Source organism: Salininema proteolyticum, from assembly GCF_042685645.1.
In the GTDB taxonomy this organism is placed as follows: domain Bacteria; phylum Actinomycetota; class Actinomycetes; order Mycobacteriales; family Micromonosporaceae; genus Salininema; species Salininema proteolyticum.
Genome location: NZ_JBHUNX010000001.1, coordinates 1,679,504 through 1,694,445, shown reverse-complemented (window position 1 = coordinate 1,694,445; position 14,942 = coordinate 1,679,504). Strand labels below are relative to the sequence as shown.

Annotated in this window: 13 protein-coding genes; 5 read left to right on the top strand and 8 right to left on the bottom strand. The window is 69.8% G+C overall.

Annotated elements, in window-relative coordinates:
* Positions 1–89 precede the first annotated feature (89 nt).
* On the bottom strand, positions 90–1,838 hold the full coding sequence (gene recN, locus ACFTE1_RS07930; RefSeq protein ID WP_380621777.1) for a DNA repair protein RecN: 1,749 nt from the start codon (positions 1,836–1,838) through the stop codon (positions 90–92).
* 376 nt (positions 1,839–2,214) lie between these two features.
* On the opposite strand from recN, the gene ACFTE1_RS07925 reads away from it, so the two are divergent.
* The 3 genes from ACFTE1_RS07925 (at position 2,215) to ACFTE1_RS07915 (ending at position 5,612) form a co-directional block, all read left to right on the top strand.
* Entirely contained in the window at positions 2,215–4,617 is a 2,403-nt protein-coding gene (locus ACFTE1_RS07925) for a hypothetical protein (RefSeq protein WP_380621779.1), read from the top strand.
* 141 nt (positions 4,618–4,758) lie between these two features.
* Positions 4,759–5,028 (top strand): hypothetical protein, encoded by a 270-nt coding sequence (locus tag ACFTE1_RS07920; protein ID WP_380621781.1) that lies wholly within the window; start codon positions 4,759–4,761, stop codon positions 5,026–5,028.
* On the top strand, positions 5,025–5,612 hold the full coding sequence (locus ACFTE1_RS07915; protein ID WP_380621783.1) for a hypothetical protein: 588 nt from the start codon (positions 5,025–5,027) through the stop codon (positions 5,610–5,612). Before ACFTE1_RS07920 ends, ACFTE1_RS07915 begins: the two co-directional genes overlap by 4 nt.
* Before the next feature lie 6 nt (positions 5,613–5,618).
* Here ACFTE1_RS07915 and ACFTE1_RS07910 read toward each other — a convergent pair whose 3' ends face one another.
* Positions 5,619–6,155, bottom strand: coding sequence for a GNAT family N-acetyltransferase (locus ACFTE1_RS07910; protein WP_380621785.1), 537 nt, complete (start codon positions 6,153–6,155; stop codon positions 5,619–5,621).
* Positions 6,156–6,216: 61 nt separating this feature from the next.
* On the opposite strand from ACFTE1_RS07910, the gene ACFTE1_RS07905 reads away from it, so the two are divergent.
* Complete coding sequence (locus ACFTE1_RS07905; protein ID WP_380621787.1) at positions 6,217–6,987, top strand: hypothetical protein; 771 nt, start codon at positions 6,217–6,219, stop codon at positions 6,985–6,987.
* A 70-nt stretch (positions 6,988–7,057) separates the two neighbouring features.
* Here ACFTE1_RS07905 and ACFTE1_RS07900 read toward each other — a convergent pair whose 3' ends face one another.
* The 4 genes from ACFTE1_RS07900 to ACFTE1_RS07885 all read right to left on the bottom strand — a co-directional run bounded on the left by ACFTE1_RS07900 (position 7,058) and on the right by ACFTE1_RS07885 (position 10,870).
* Positions 7,058–8,377: a M20/M25/M40 family metallo-hydrolase gene (locus ACFTE1_RS07900; protein WP_380621789.1), complete on the bottom strand. Its 1,320-nt coding sequence runs from the start codon at positions 8,375–8,377 to the stop codon at positions 7,058–7,060.
* Positions 8,378–8,398: 21 nt separating this feature from the next.
* A complete protein-coding gene (locus ACFTE1_RS07895) occupies positions 8,399–9,604 on the bottom strand; it encodes a cation:proton antiporter (protein ID WP_380621791.1) in 1,206 nt (401 codons plus the stop codon).
* Positions 9,605–9,676: 72 nt separating this feature from the next.
* Positions 9,677–10,162: a cation:proton antiporter regulatory subunit gene (locus tag ACFTE1_RS07890; protein WP_380621793.1), complete on the bottom strand. Its 486-nt coding sequence runs from the start codon at positions 10,160–10,162 to the stop codon at positions 9,677–9,679.
* Between the two features lie 159 nt (positions 10,163–10,321).
* The gene (locus tag ACFTE1_RS07885; RefSeq protein WP_380621795.1) at positions 10,322–10,870 is read right to left on the bottom strand and encodes an NAD(P)H-dependent oxidoreductase; all 549 of its coding nucleotides are present in this window, start codon (positions 10,868–10,870) and stop codon (positions 10,322–10,324) included.
* A gap of 269 nt (positions 10,871–11,139) precedes the next feature.
* Between ACFTE1_RS07885 and ACFTE1_RS07880 the strand changes: the two genes are divergently transcribed.
* Positions 11,140–11,760: a TetR/AcrR family transcriptional regulator gene (locus tag ACFTE1_RS07880; RefSeq protein WP_380621797.1), complete on the top strand. Its 621-nt coding sequence runs from the start codon at positions 11,140–11,142 to the stop codon at positions 11,758–11,760.
* Positions 11,761–11,823: 63 nt separating this feature from the next.
* Here the strand turns inward: ACFTE1_RS07880 and ACFTE1_RS07875 are convergent, their stop codons facing one another.
* Both ACFTE1_RS07875 and ACFTE1_RS07870 read right to left on the bottom strand, forming a co-directional pair.
* On the bottom strand, positions 11,824–12,837 hold the full coding sequence (locus ACFTE1_RS07875; protein WP_380621799.1) for an NADP-dependent oxidoreductase: 1,014 nt from the start codon (positions 12,835–12,837) through the stop codon (positions 11,824–11,826).
* Positions 12,838–12,943: 106 nt separating this feature from the next.
* Positions 12,944–14,857 (bottom strand): primosomal protein N' family DNA-binding protein, encoded by a 1,914-nt coding sequence (locus ACFTE1_RS07870; protein ID WP_380621887.1) that lies wholly within the window; start codon positions 14,855–14,857, stop codon positions 12,944–12,946.
* Positions 14,858–14,942: the final 85 nt, after the last annotated feature.

Sequence of the window (14,942 nt, the reverse complement as noted above, 5' to 3'; positions counted from 1 at the left end):
GAGGGAGGGCTACCCGCCGCTAGCGACCCACGCGCCTATGGCGCCATGCAAAGGTCTGCCTCCCTCGAAAACCCTGGGGGCGAGGAAGCTCACACGGTGGAGGCCTTCGCCTTGGCCGCCTGGGCGAGGAGTTCCTCGGCGTGGGCGACGCCCAGGTGGGAGTCGGGCATGCCCGCGAGCATCCGGGCCAGCTCCCGGGCGCGGTCCACGTCGGCCACGGAGGAGACGCCGGAGGTGGTGACGGTGCCGGAGGTGTCCTTGGAGACCACGAGGTGGGTGTCGGCGAACGCCGCGACCTGCGGCAGGTGGGTGACGACGACGACCTGGTGGCGGCGGGCCAGCGCGGCCAGGCACTGGCCGATGGCCGTGGCGGCCTGCCCTCCGACCCCGGCGTCGACCTCGTCGAAGACGAGGACGGGCGGCGAGGAGACGCCGGCGAAGACGACCTCGATGGCCAGCATGACGCGGGAGAGCTCGCCGCCCGACGCCCCCTTGTGGAGCGGAGCGGGCGGGGCCCCGGGGTGGGGGCGCAGGAGGATCTCGACCTCGTCGGCGCCGTCGGCGGCCAGGCCGGCCTCGGAACCGCCGACCGAGAGGTCCAGGGTGCCCTTGCCGGCGGAGCGGGGGCGCACCTCGGCGGTGACCTCCGCGTGGGGCATGGCCAGTTCCTTCAGCTCGGTGCTCACGCGGCCGGAGAACGCCTCGGCTGCCTCGGTGCGCCTGCGGCGCAGTTCCTCGGCGGAGGCGGTCGTCTCGGTTTCGAGGCGGGCGGCCTCCTCCCGGGCCCGTGCGATGAGCTCCTCGGAGTTCTCGAAGCGCTCCAGGCGGTTCCGCGCCTCCTCGGCCCAGGCGAGGACGCCGTCGATGTCGGGGGCGAAGCGGCGGAAGAGGCTCTTGAACGAGGCCTGGCGCTCGTAGATCTGCTCCAGGCGGCCCGGGTCGCTCCCCAGGTCGTCCAGGTAGGACGAGAGGTCGACGGCCGTCTCGGACAACAGGGTCGAGGCTTCGGAGATGCGCTCGGCGAGCGCTCCGAGGACCTCGTCGTGGTCGGCTTCGGCCTGCAGCAGGCCGGCGGCCGAGGCGGCGGCGTCGATGGCGCCGAGCACGCCGGCGGCGTCGTCGCCGCTCATGATCTCCGAGGCTCCTTGCACCGCACGGCGCAGCGTCTCGGAGTTCTCCAAGCGGCGGGCCTCGGCGGCGAGTTCCTCCTCCTCGCCGGGCGCGGGGTCCACCGCTTCGACGGCGGCCAGGCCCTCGCGCAGTTCGGCCGTCTCCCTCTCGGCGCGCTCGGCGTCGGCGACGAGCTTCTCGAGCTCTCCGCGCGCCTCCTGCAGCGAGTGGAACAGCCCCTGGTACTCCTCCAGGGCGGCGGCGAGGCCCGGTCCGCCGAAGCGGTCCAGGGCGCCGCGCTGCTCGGGGGCTCCCAGCAGTCGCATCTGGTCGGACTGGCCGTGCACGCTGAGGCACGCGGTTCCGACGTCGCCGAGCGTTCCCAGCGGGACGGACCGTCCGCCGACCCAGGCGCGCGAGCGCCCTTCGGGCGAGATGGAGCGCGCGAGGAGGACGGTTCCGTCGTCCTCCGTCTCGGCGTCGGCCTCTTCCAGGATGCGGCGCAGCTCCTTGCCGCCCTGGTCGACGCGGAGCCGGCCTTCCAGGCGGGTCTTCTCGACCGATTGGGGGGCGCGGGAGTTGCGGCCTCCGAAGAGGAGCCCGAGTCCCGCCACGACCATGGTCTTGCCCGCACCGGTCTCTCCGGTGACACAAGTGAGCCCGGGGGAGAGCGGTAGCTGAGCTTCGGCGATCACACCAAGATTCCGGATACTAAGCTCGTCCAACACACCGCTAGCTTATCGCCCTCGACTGACGCGGTCCCACGGTCCGGCCGAAGTTGGTGTCCCCTCCACCCCCGGGCACCCTCGGTGCGGTCCCCGTCGCGGAGCGAGTTTTCCCGAACCCGTCGAAGAATGTTCACGTCTCCGTATTGCGCGCGTAAAGATCCCATGATTGAGTGAATTGACATACCTTTATTCACAAGACGGGGTCGGAGCGCCCGTAACGGGGACACGGCGGCTCACCGCCGCGCGCCCAGAGAGCCCGGACCGGTCCCGCCGGCCCCGAACCGACAGAACGAGCCCAGGTGAAAGGCGCCGAGTAGACATGGGATCATATGATGTGCCACACCCCGGCACCTTTCACCGAAGCAAAGGAGCTTCCATGCGCCTCCCGGCATTCCGACGGCCCTGGCGGGCCGCCCTCGCCGCCGCCGGCCTCACGGCCGCCCTCCTCGTCCCGAGCGCCTCGCAAGCCGAGGGAGCCCACACCCGCCTGGGCGAAGTCCAGGGGTCGATCGCCCAGGACGAAACCGACTTCCGCTCACCCCTGCTGAACCAGAAGGTGACCGTCCAGGGCGTCGTGACGCAGCGGACCCTCGACGGCAACGGCGCCAACGGGTTCTTCCTCCAGGAACGCGCCGACGCGACCGACGGGGACCCCGACTCCTCGGACGGGATCTTCGTCTACAACGGCGAGTACACCGATCTCCGCACCGCCTACGACTCGCCCGCCGAAGAAGAGTACGGATCCCGCTGGGACGTATCGGTCGGAGATGAGATCGTCCTCAAGGCCACCGTCAAGTCCTATTACGGCAACACCCAGTTCACCGGCTCCAGCGCCTTCGTGTGGGACGTCGTCGACCACCACGGCGACCCGCGCGCCGTGGTCGCCTCCCAGGAGGCCGCCCCGCCCGACGACGCCGAGGACGCCCGCCGGTACTTCCACCGGCGCCTCGGCATGCAGCTGACCGTCGCGGCCGACTCCGCGATCGTCTCCAACCGCGCCACCTACGGCGCCGACTCCGAGATGTGGGCGGTCCACCCCGACCACGAGATCGCCCAGCGCGGGGACTACTCCGCCCGCGCCTTCCGCGACGCGCACCCGCTGGACAACGACCCCTCCTCCCCCGACGGCAACGGCTACCGCTTCCTCATCGGCGCCATGGGCGTCAAGTCCGCCGCCGGGGACTCCGACGAGCTTCTGCCGCAGGCGAAGACCTACGACCGCGTCACCGAGGACACCGCCGGCGGCGTGTACCTGACCTACGGGAAGTACGCCCTCAACCCCGAGAGCCTGTCGCTCGAGGACGGCCTCTCCCCCGACGCGAACAACCCGGTCTCGGCCCCCTCGCGCTCCGAGGCGGCCGTGGCGGCCTACAACGTCGAGAACCTCTACGACCTGCGCGACAACCCGGAGTCCGGTTGCGACTTCGAGGGAAACCCCGGCTGTGACGACGGCGTGGGCACCATCGACCCGCCGTTCAACTACGTGCCCTCCTCCCAGGAGGAGTACGAGGACCGCCTCGCCCGCACCGCCGACCAGATCGTCAACGACCTGCACGAGCCGGCCGTGCTCCTCGTGCAGGAGACCGAGGACCAGGACGTCTGCTCCGTCGAGGGCGGAGGACTCGTCTGCGACCTCGAGAACACCGGCGAGTCCAACGCGCACAAGGACGGCGCCCCCGACTCGCTGCAGGAGCTCGCGCTCGCCATCGGGGCCGCCGGAGGCGCCGAGTACCGGGCCGTCTACGACTCCGACGCGGGCGACCTGCGCGGCATCACCACCGCCTTCCTCTACCGGACCGACCGCGCCGAGCTCCTCGAAGCCCGCGACGGGGACCCGCTCCTGGGCTCCTCTCCCGCGATCGACTACGACGGCGCCGCCCTGGAGTCCAACTCCGACGTGCAGAACCCCAAGGCGCTCAACGCCGAACTGCCCGAGCGCGTCACCGACGAGTGCACCAAGTCCGGTCCCAAGGAGTGCGACGGGGTGAACGTCTACCCGCGCGCTCCCCAGGTCGGCCACTTCCGCGTCTGGAGCGGCGAGCCGGGCCTCTCCTCGTCCGATGAGGTCTACCTCGTCAACAACCACTTCTCCTCCGGGCCCGACCGCCGTGTCCTGCAGCGCATCGAGCAGGCCGACTACCTGGCCCGGGTGAGCGAGGCCGGTTCGGCCGACGGCGCCTTGCTGCTGGCTGGCGGCGACTTCAACGTCTTCCCCCGGCCCGACGACCCCTACGCCGAGGGCGAGCGCATCAGCGGCGACTGGTACGGGCCCTCCGACCAGTTGAAGGCTCTTTACGACAGCTCCATGGAGAGCCTCTACGCCGTGTCCCTGGAGGAGGAGCCCGTCTCCGCCTACACCTACGGCTATCAGGGACAGACCCAGACGCTCGACCAGTTCTGGGCGAACCCCGCGGCCATGGAGCGGTTGGCGGACGTCGGCGTCGCCCACATCAACTCCGACTACACCGCGGTCAACTACGGTCTCGGCGAGGAGCCGGAGATATGGAACCGCGGCGTGTCCGACCACGACCCGGAGGTCGTGGCACTGGGCATGGTCTCGTTCGACTCGGTCCGCGGACTGGTCGGAGACCTCCGGACGCGAGGAGAGCTGAGCGGCGAGCAGGCTGCTTGGCTGGACAAGAAGATCGGTCAGATCGAACGCCACCCGCACAAGGTCCGTCAGGTGACGGCGAAGCTGGACCAGTGGTCCAGGAGCGGGTCCCTCGACGGAGACGTCGCCGCCGCGCTGAGGGCCGAAGTGGCCCTCCTGGCAGGCTGACCTCGTAGAATCCGCCGGGTGCGGCCCCGTCCGTCACGGGGCCGCACCCGTTTTCGCGTTCCGGAGAGACCTCCGGACAGCTCCACTGGAACTTTGCCGCGCGATTCAGCTGTGTCGGTGGCCTCTCCTACCATCACCGCTATGAAGCGAAAGAGAAACGGCGCTCCAACGCCTGAGAAATTCCGAAATCCCATATCCCACCTACTGAAGACCGTATTCAGTGGAATCGCCGCGCTGGCCGTTCTCATCTTCTCTGCCTGGGCGGTGTACGCCTGGATCCGCACTGGAAACTCCGAGCTTGCGAAACACGCGGCCGAACTCGCGATTGTCCTAGTCGGTGCGTATCTTACGATGCACGGCATCCTGACTCCGATCTCCGTTCCCGAACGCCACAGGAGGATCACCGGATGACGGCGATTCTCACCCTCACCGCGATCAGCCTCTCCACCATGGCGGCATTCACAATTCTGTTCATCCAGAACTTCCGCCGGTATACCGCTCAACGCGGTCGATACCCGATCGGATCGGAGGACACCGTCGATCGGGAGAGAATAAAGTACAAGACGTTCTTCACCGGCCTCCAGATGCGATGGCCCGATCCCGATGAACCGTCGATCATCTTGGACCGTCGAACCGCTTATCGTCTGGCTTACCGAGCGGAACGCCACGCCATTCACATGCAGACCGTCGGCGAATTTCTATTCGTTGCAGGCTCTTCCTTCTTCGCCGTGTCCACATTCAATCTCTGGAACGAGGCGCCCGACCTCGATCCGCGTTCGGCTGTGCCCTTCTTCGTAGTGTTCGCCTTGGTGCTCATGGGAATTCTACTCAAGAACCAGACCTACCGCTTCTGGATCTCCAAGGCCTACTCATACGAGGCCAGGGGCGATGAGATGGCGGACGAGGAAGAAAAGCCCGTTGAGGAACCCGGACGCAAATCTCTCGGTAGTCATTTCCTCATTGCGCTGCGAAACTATCTTCACGAACGCCGTTGACCCGCCTCAGGGTCCCGGCTCGCGCCAGTCCTCATTGACTACCTGGTAGATCACGTGGTCCTGCCACCGCCCGGCAATGCGAAGGAACTCTGGGGCGAAGCCGATCCGCTGGAAGCCCGTCTTGGCCAGTACCCTCTGCGACGCGACGTTGTGCGGCAGGGTCTCGGCCTGGACCCGGTGGAGGCCAAGGTCGTCGAAGGCGATCTCCCTCATCTCCGCCACGGCTTCGGTGGCCAGGCCCTTCCCGTTGGCGTCGGCGCTGACCCAGTAACCGGCGTTGCAGGAGTAGAACGCTCCGCGGGTGATGCCGCTGAGGGTTATCCGGCCGGCGATGCCGCCGTCGGAATCGAGGATCACGTGCGGCAGCATCGTGCCCGCCTCGGCCAGTTCCAGGGCGGACTCGATGAGGCGGTGCTGGCGCCGCACGGTGAAGTAGTCACCGGACCGCTCGGGCTCCCAGGGAGCGAGGAAGTCCCTGTTCTGAGAGGCGAGGCGGGCCAGCTCCGGCGCGTCGCCGACGGCGACCAGGCGTGTTCTGTCCATTGGAGCGAGCATAGGCCTCTCTGTGTTTGATCTGCGACGCGGTGTCCGATAGGATGCCCGCATGATTCCCGACCGAGTGCGCCAGATCGTCGACGAATACGAGTCCCTCGTGGACGAGCACGCGCCCGACCTGGTCGAATCGCTCTATATGACCGGTTCGGTCGCCCTCGCGGGCTGGCGCGAAGGGCACTCCGACATAGACTTCGTCGCCGTGGCCGCGCGCGAGCCCGACGCGGAGGACCTGTCCGCCCTGGGCGAGATCCATTCGCAGATCCCCGAGGACGTCCGCTTCGAGGGATTCTACCTCTCCCCCGCCCAGCTCGTCCGCCCGCGGAGCGGTACCGCCGTCGCGGTATCCGGAAACGAGGTGGAGACCGTCGACGGCGAAGACGTCCCGCTGGCTCTGTGGGCGGAACTGGCCGCGAAGGCCGTCGTCGTCTCAGGCCGCGCGCCCGGCGAGTACGGGTTGACGGAGTTCCCCGAAGGCTGGGACCGGTGGCTCAGGGAAAACCTCGACGGCTACTGGAAGCGGCTGGCCGTGGAAGGCCTCGCGAAGCTGGAGGGCCGGGCGGACTCGGACCCGCTGCCCGCCGTCACCGCCTACCACTACGCCTCGGGGTCGCAGCGGCTCTACTACACCCTGCGCCACCGCGACTTCCTGTCCAAGCAGCAGGCGCTCCGCTATGCGCTGCAGAAATTCCCCCAGCACGAGGCGGTACTGGAGAAGGCCTGGAGGCACGGCGAGGACGAGCCGCAGTCCTTCACCGTCGCGGACGGGAAAGCCGCCTGCCGCCTCATTCTGGACGTGGTTCGGGACGCCGAACGACTCTGACTTCCTCCGCCGCAAAGCCGACGACGATCCGAGGGGGCGGGCCGCCGTCGACCCGCCCCCTCGTCAGCCCCTAGACCTGCTTCAGGAAGCGGTCCATGACCTTCACGCCGAACTGGAGCCCCTCGACGGGGACACGCTCGTCGATGCCGTGGAACAGGCCGGTGAAGTCCAGGTCGGCCGGAAGCTTGAGGGGGGCGAATCCGAAGCAGCGGATGCCCAGCGAGTTGAAAGCCTTGCCGTCGGTGCCGCCGGAGAGCATGTAGGGCACGGTGATCGCACCCGGGTCGAGATGGCGGATCGACTCGGCCATCGCGTCGACGATCGGCCCGTCGAAGGTCGTCTCCACCCCCGGCTCGCGCATCTCGTACTCGATCTCCACCCCGGGCCCGATCAGCTCGCGGATCTTCGCCTCGAGCTCCTCGCTGCGCCCCGGCAGTGAGCGGCAGTCGACGACGGCCTCGGCGGAGGAGGGAATGACATTGGTCTTGTAGCCGGCGTCCAGCATCGTCGGGTTGGCCGTATTGCGCAGCGTCGCGCCGACCAGGCGCGCCATGGGTCCGAGCTTGGCCAGGGCCTCCTCGGGCCGGTCCGGGTCCAGCCGCACGTCGAGGTGCTCGGACACGGCGTCGAAGAAGTCCCGCACCGCGGGCGTGATCTCCACCGGGAAACGGTGGTCGCCGATGTTGGAGACGGCCTTGGCCAGTCGCACGACGGCGTTGTCGTCGGCGACCATGGACCCGTGGCCGGGGCGGCCGGTGGCGCGCAGGCGCATCCAGTCCAGGCCCTTCTCGGCCGTCTGCACGGTGTAGGCGCGCAGGTCTCCGCCGAGCCCGATGGAGAAGCCGCCGACCTCGCCGATGGCGTCGGTCACGCCCTCGAAGATCTCGGGGTGCTTCTCGGCGAGGAACCAGGCGCCCTTCTTGCCGCCGGCCTCCTCGTCGGCGGTGAACACCAGCACGAGGTCGCGGGGCGGGACGATGCCGTTGCGCTTCCAGTGGCGCACCAGCGCCAGCACCATCGCGTCGAAGTCCTTCATGTCGACCGCGCCGCGGCCCCAGAGATAGCCGTCCTTGATCTCCCCGGCGAAGGGGTCGACGCTCCACTCGTCGGCCTGGGCGGGCACTACGTCGAGGTGCCCGTGCAGCAGCAGCGCGGGGCGGGAGGAGTCGGATCCCTCGAAGCGGGCGTGGACGCTCGCGCGGCCGGGCTGGGACTCCAGGATCTCCGGCTCCAGGCCGACCTCGGAGAGCAGCTCGGCCACGTACTCGGCGGCGGCGCGCTCGCCGGCGGACGTGGCGTCGTCGCCGGTGTTGGTCGAGTTGATGCGGATGAGGTCCCGCGCGATGGTGACGACTTCGCTCTCGAAGCCGGGTTCGGAAAGGTTCGTCATGATCTTGTTCTACCAGTCTGGTCAGTCGGCCGCCGCGGCGGTCCGACGGGCGGCCAGCCGCGCGGCCTTGAGCTTGCGCACGCGGCGCTTGATGATGGGATCGGCCGCGCGGACCAGGAGCGGCCCGGTCGCGGCCATGATGAGGACGTAACAGGCCGCGAGGCTTGCCAGTCCGTCCTGGAGCCCGGCCGAGACGGCCAGGCCGGCGATGACGATGCTGAACTCGCCGCGGGGCAGCAGGATCAGCCCGGCGCGGAGCTTCGCGCTGAACTGCCCTCCGGCCTCGCGGGCGGCCCACCACCCGGTGCCGAACTTGGTGGCCATCGAGACGACCGCCAGGGCCAGGGCGACCGGCAGGAACGGCGGGAGGTTCTCCGGATTGGTCTGGAGCCCGAAGTTCACGAAGAAGACGGCTCCGAAGAGGTACTTGAGCGGCTCGATGACCTTCTCCGCCGTCTGCGAGACCTCTCCGGACAGCGCCATACCGACAAAGAAGGCCCCGACCGCGGTGGAGACGTGGATCTGCTCGGCCAGCCCGGCGACGACCAGGATCGTGCCCAGCAGCTTCAGGAGGAGGACCTCGTCGGAGGGGGAGGACAGCGCCCGGCTGAGGAACTCGCCGCAGCGCGAGGCGACGAAGAAGGCCCCGGCGATGGCCAGCGCGGCGAACCCCAGCCCCCAGGCGGCCTGGCTGAACGCGAGCCCGGCGAGCGCCGTGGTCAGGATGGGCAGGTACAGGGCCATGAGGAGGTCTTCGGCGACGAGGATGCCGAGCACGGTGGGGGTCTCCCGGTTGCCCAGCCAGTTGAGGTCGGTGAGCATCTTGGCGATGATGCCGGAGCTGGAGACGTAGGTGACGCCGCCGAGCACCATGGCGCCCAGCGGCCCCCAGCCGAGGAGGAAGGCCACGACGACGCCGGGGGAGGCGTTGGCGACCAGGTCGAACAGCGCCGAACGCCATCCGGTCCTCATGGTGCCGATGAGCTCTTTGGGCGAGTACTCCAGTCCGAGGACGAAGAGGAGGAGGATGACGCCGATCTCGGCGCCGGTGGTGATGAAGTCGCGCGAGGCGCTGAGGCTGTAGACGCCGCCGTCGCCGAAGGCGAGCCCGGCGAGGAGGTAGAGGGGTATGGCGGAGATCCCGATGCGCCCGGCCACAGCTCCGATGACGCCGAGGGCGAGGATGATGCCTCCCAGTTCCAGCAGCAGTTGCACGAGATGGCTCATAGGCGTCCCATTCCTGTCTCCTTCGGGGCGGCCATTATGGCCTGTGCCGGTTACGGACCTCGGTCGCGGGGATTAAATCTCCCCGCGGAGAATCCGGTCGACGGCGTCGACGGACTCGCTGGTGCCGATGGTCACGAGCTTGTCGCCGACGTTCAAGGAGGTGGCCGGGGTCGGCTGAGTGGTGACCTGGTCGCCGTGGATGATCGCCACGACGCTGGCTCCCGTGCGTGTGCGGGCCTTGGTGTCGCCGAGCGTCCTGCCCGCGTAGGGGCTGGCGGCATCGACGGTGAGTTTGCGGGAGACGAGGTTGTCGATCTCCTTGTGGAGGCTGTTGATCTTCTCTATGATGCGGGCCCCGCCGAGAAGCTCCCCTATGGAGGAGGCCTCGTCGGAGTCGAGGACGATGCACTCCAGAGTGGAGTCGGGGTCGTCGGGATCGTAGACGACGAAGTCGCGTCGGCCTTCGCGGTGGGCGACGATGCTCAGGCGGACACCGCGCTTGGTCTCCATCTCGAAGCGCACGCCGATGCCGGGGAGCTCGGTCCTCAGGACGTCCACTGTATTCTCCTTTGTCAGGTCGGGCGGTGCCACAACCTTAACTCGGCGGGCGGGGGCGCGGGCTGTCGGACGCCGCCGGCCCGGCCGGGTTTCGCGGTTCTCACGAAAAGGAGCCGGCGGGGCGCTCCGAGTCCGGAGCGCCCCGCCGGCTCGGCGCGTCTAGGAGCGGGCGGCGGCGACCAGGTCGCGCAGGAGCCCGTCCAGCTTGGCGGCGTCCTCTTCACGGGCGAGGGCGCCGGCCTCGTCGGTGGCCTCCGGGGAGGCCGCGATCGGGGTGGGCTCGCCGACGACGGCGGCTCCGGCCACCGTGTAGGCGCGGTGGAGCGACTCCACGGCCCAGAGGCCGCCGTTCGGGGAGGGGCTGGCGCCGAAGCCGGCGGCCGGCTTGCCCTTGATGACGCCGTTGGCGTAGGGGCGGGAGACCCAGTCCAGGGCGGTCTTGAGGTGGCCGGGGAGGAGGCCGTTGTACTCGGGGGTGGCGGCGAAGACGGCGTCGGCGCCGGCGACGGCCTCGCGGAGCTTGGCGACTTCGGCGCCCGGCTCGGCCTCGTGGTCCTCGTTGAAGGCGGGCAGCCGGTCCAGGTTGTCGATCCAGGTCGCGTCGATGTCCTCGGCGAACCGGTTCAGAGCGGCGCGCAGCACCGAGGTGGAGTGGGAGTCCTTGCGGAGGGAGCCGGCGAGGACGGCCACCTTGACGGGAGTGGTCATGGTTAGGGTTGCCTTTCTTCGCGGCCCGGGGCGGCCCCGGGCGCAGGTTCGGGGGCGTCTGATCGCCGTCCCCGAAAAATTACTTGGTCGACCAAATTTAACTCCGGGAGGCGCCCGTTCATTCCCGCCCGAGCCCGAGTTTGACGACCGTCACACCGATCGGGAACCTGCGAGCGTTTTTCGGGTACCGGACCGTACCGTGAGTACCACGGCAGCGGCCCGCGGCACACCGGCGGACGAGCGGGCGCCCGTAGCCAGGAAGGTGGTCCATGTCCAGCGAACCCGCCCCACCGACCCCGGCCGCGAGCGACGGCGCGCCCTCCTCCCGCCTGACCGAGGGCGACTGGGTGGAGGCCGCCAACGACATCCTCGTCGAGGAGAACGTGCGCGGCGTCAAACTGGAACGGCTGTGCCGCAGACTCGGCGTCACCAAGGGAAGCTTCTACTGGCACTTCAAGAGGCGCGCCGACCTGCTGACCGCCATTCTGTCGGCCTGGCGCAAGAGGACGACGCTGGACACCATCAGCCGCCTGACGGCCGAGGGAGCTCGCTCGCGCCTGTCCGAGCTGCTGCGGCGGCCACGGCGCCCCAGGGCCGCCCGGCCGCAGGCGATCGAGGCCTCCATCCGCGACTGGGCCCGAAACGACCCCGTGGCGTGCGAGGCCCTCACCGAGGTCGACGCCATCCGCATGGAGTTCTTCCGGAGGATCTTCCTCGACGAGGGATTCTCCGAGCGCGAGGCCGAGACGCGGGCCTACACGGCCTACTGCCTCATGATGGGCGACTCGGTCCTGAACAAGTCGCTGGCCAACCGGGGCGGGGACTTCGCCAAAGAGGCGGTGGAGCTGCTCCTCTCCAAAGACCCGCGCCCGGAGTCGGAGGCCGGCTGAAGCGGCCGCCGCCCGAGACGGGCGGCGGATCCTGGTCGCGGCACCGCATCGGGCCCGCGGCCGCTAGTCCCCGGTGAGTCGGACGACCATCTTGCCGGTGTTGCCGCCGCGCATCATCGACAGGAATCCGTCCACGGCGTTCTCCACCCCGTCGACGAACGTCTCCGTCCGGGCGAGCTTCCCCTCGCGCACCAGGTCGGCGGCGAACCGGCGGTACTCGCCCATCTTGTCCAGATGGTCGAGCACCATGACTCCCTGGAAGTCCAGCCTCTTGATCACGATCTGGTAGAGGTTGTCCGGGCCGGGGACGGGTTCGGTGGCGTTGTACTGCGAGACGGCCCCGACTCCCGCGATGCGCCCGTGGTCGTTGAGGACCTCGATGGCCGCGCGCAGCTGGTCTCCGCCGACATTGTCGAGATAGACGTCGATCCCGTCCGGAGCGGCTTCGCGCAGTTCCTTCTCCACGTCGCCGGCGCGGTAGTCGATGCCGACGTCGTAACCGAGCTCTCCGGTCAGACGCGCGGCCTTCTCGGGGCCTCCGGCCGTTCCGATGACCTTGGAGGCGCCCAACTCCCTCGCGATCGCCGCCGCGGCGCTCCCCACGGCGCCGCCCGCACCCGAGATGAAGACCGTGTCGCCCTCGCCGACCCCGGCGGTGTACTTGAGGGCCGCGTAGGCCGTCAGCCCGGTGGGCCCGAACTGGCCCAGGTAGATCGCGGAACCGAACTCTTCGGTGTCGACGACCTCCACGGCCCCGGCCGGGAGCAGCGCGTGGGTGCGCCAGCCGGCCCGGTGCGCCACGGTGGACCCCACCGGGACCTCGTCCGAGGCCGACTCGACGACCGTCCCGACCGCGCCGCCGTCCATGACCGCGCCGAGATCGTAAGCGGGCACGTAGGAGTCGCCCTCGTCCATCCGGCCGCGCATGTACGGGTCGACGGAGAGGTAGTCGTTGCGCACCAGCAACTGCCCGTCCGCCGGGGAACCCAGAGCTGTGTCCACGAGGGCGAAGTCCTCGGGGACGGGTTCTCCGACGGGGCGGGAGACCAGGTGGACTTCTTTGGCGGAGACGGACATCGGGATCACCTTTCCGGGTCGGTACCTGTGTGTCCGAGTTCAACGGAGAACAGTGCCCGCACCTTCCCGCACGAGACGATCACCTCATCCGGGAATAGAGGCGCGCCTAGGCGATCCGGCGCGGATCGACGACCACCTTGACGATCTCCGCCCTGGCCTCCGCCCGGCGCGACCTCGGCTGCGACCGCCGCGAGACCACCTCCGCGAGAGCGTCGACGACCGCTCCGGTGCGCCGCTTCTCCAGGCGCAGCAGAACCCTCTCCGACTTCTCGTCCAAGGGCAGGGGACCGAGGACCTCCACGTCCCCGCAGGCGCGGACGACGTCGTCGGCGACCCTGTCCGGCTCCCCGTTCGGCCCCTCCAGCGCGATCATGCGCGTGACGGGCGGGAAGCGCAGCTCCCGCCGCTCTTCGCACTCCCTCGCCGCGAACCACCGCGCGTCCCAGCGCAACAGCGCCTGCACCGGGCGCATGGCGCCGTCGGCGGCCACCACGACCCGCCCGTCCGAGCGGGCCAGCGACGCGGCGTTCATCCAGCGCCGCAACGCCTCCTCCTGCGCGTTGAGGTCGGCGCGCGTCAACTGCGCCCACGTGTCGATGAGGACGACGGCGCCGTAGCCGTGCGGAGCGGGGGGCTCCACGCCCGGCGTGGCGATGACGATGCCGTCCTCCGCCGCCTCCAGCCTCTCCTCGCCCGTGGAGACGCGCACCTCCGTGCGGGGGAAGGCCAGGCGCAGTTCGTCGGCGGTGCGGTCGGTGCCCCGGACGCTCGCACGGATCTCCGTCGAACCGCAGTCGCCGCACGCCCACCGCGACTCCTGGTGCCCGCACCATCCGCACGCCAGGATCCTCCCCCGGCCGGGCAGCCTCAGCGGCCCCCCGCACCCGGAGCACCACTGCCGACGGTGGCACTTCGCGCACGCCACCGCGGGCAGGTAGCCCAGGCGCGGCACCTGGACCAGGACCGGCGCGCCGTCGGCCAACGACTCCCGCATCGCCTGCAGCGCGGCGGTCGGGAGGCGCGCCTGGGCGTTCGAGGTGTCGCGGGCCAGGTCGGAGTCGTCGCCCGTCGGGGCGATATGGGGCAGCGCCTCGCGCAGGGGCCCCCGCGCGGGGACCATGTCGTGAGCCCAACCGGACTCCACCAGCAGCTGCGCCTGGGCGGTGCGGGCGTAGCCTCCGACCAGCACCGCGCACTCCTCCCGGGCCGCTCGCGTCAGCAGGACCTCCCTGCTGTGCGGATAAGGCGCGTGCCTCTCCGCGTACGACTCGTCCCCGTCGTCCCAGAGGGCCACCAGCCCGAGGTTCCGGACCGGGGCGAACACGGCCGCGCGGGTTCCGGCGGCGACGAGGACCTTCCCGCGCTTGGCGGCCAGGAACGAGCGGTAGCGCGCCGAGGGGCCCGCCAGCGCCGTCAGGAGGACGTGGCGGTCCTCCCCCAGGACGCGGGTGAGAGCGCCGTCGAGGAGGCCCAGGTCGGTATTGTCGGGCACCGCCAGGAGGGCGCCCTGTCCGCGCGAGGCGACGATCGCGGCGGCCTCGGCGAAGCGGGCCGCCCAGTCCTCGCCGGGCAGCGCGTTCCACACGACGCGGGGAGCCTTGCCCTCTCCCAGCGCCCGGACGAAGGCCTCTCCGGCGGTGTAGCGGCCGAACCCGGTCCGCTCCGGAGCCTCGACCCGCGGGGCGGCGGGGATCTCCGTGCGCTCCAGAGACTTGCGCCGGTCGCCGACCGGCACGGCCAGCTGCAGGACGTCCGCCAGCGTGCCGACATACCTCCGGGCGACGGCCTTGGCCAGCTCGTAGACCCTCTCATCGAGCAGCGGCTCGACCGAGAGGACCTTGGCGACCGACTGGAAGGCCCCGGAATAGTCCGACTCGCCCTTCAGGTCCACGACGAAGCCGGAGACGGTCTCGTTCTTGAACGGGACGCGGACCAGCGAGCCGACCGAGATCTCCGGACGGAGCCGGTCGGGGACCTTGTAGTCGAAGAGGTAGTCCAGGTGGGGCAGCGGCTTGTTCACCGCGACCACGGCGAAGAAACCCTGCGCCCTGGACAGGGATCCGGCGGGGTCGAGGGAGTCGAACAGCGAGGCGTCCACCGGTCCA

Excerpts from the sequence above, each read along its gene's own strand:
- ACFTE1_RS07920 (WP_380621781.1), top strand. The coding sequence starts at position 4,759 with ATGAAGCGAAAGAGAAACGGCGCTCCAACGCCTGAGAAATTCCGAAAT.
- ACFTE1_RS07915 (WP_380621783.1), top strand. The coding sequence starts at position 5,025 with ATGACGGCGATTCTCACCCTCACCGCGATCAGCCTCTCCACCATGGCG.
- ACFTE1_RS07895 (WP_380621791.1), bottom strand. The coding sequence starts at position 9,604 with ATGAGCCATCTCGTGCAACTGCTGCTGGAACTGGGAGGCATCATCCTC.
- ACFTE1_RS07900 (WP_380621789.1), bottom strand. The coding sequence starts at position 8,377 with ATGACGAACCTTTCCGAACCCGGCTTCGAGAGCGAAGTCGTCACCATC.
- ACFTE1_RS07885 (WP_380621795.1), bottom strand. The coding sequence starts at position 10,870 with ATGACCACTCCCGTCAAGGTGGCCGTCCTCGCCGGCTCCCTCCGCAAG.
- ACFTE1_RS07880 (WP_380621797.1), top strand. The coding sequence starts at position 11,140 with ATGTCCAGCGAACCCGCCCCACCGACCCCGGCCGCGAGCGACGGCGCG.
- ACFTE1_RS07910 (WP_380621785.1), bottom strand. The coding sequence starts at position 6,155 with ATGGACAGAACACGCCTGGTCGCCGTCGGCGACGCGCCGGAGCTGGCC.
- ACFTE1_RS07875 (WP_380621799.1), bottom strand. The coding sequence starts at position 12,837 with ATGTCCGTCTCCGCCAAAGAAGTCCACCTGGTCTCCCGCCCCGTCGGA.
- ACFTE1_RS07925 (WP_380621779.1), top strand. The coding sequence starts at position 2,215 with ATGCGCCTCCCGGCATTCCGACGGCCCTGGCGGGCCGCCCTCGCCGCC.
- ACFTE1_RS07905 (WP_380621787.1), top strand. The coding sequence starts at position 6,217 with ATGATTCCCGACCGAGTGCGCCAGATCGTCGACGAATACGAGTCCCTC.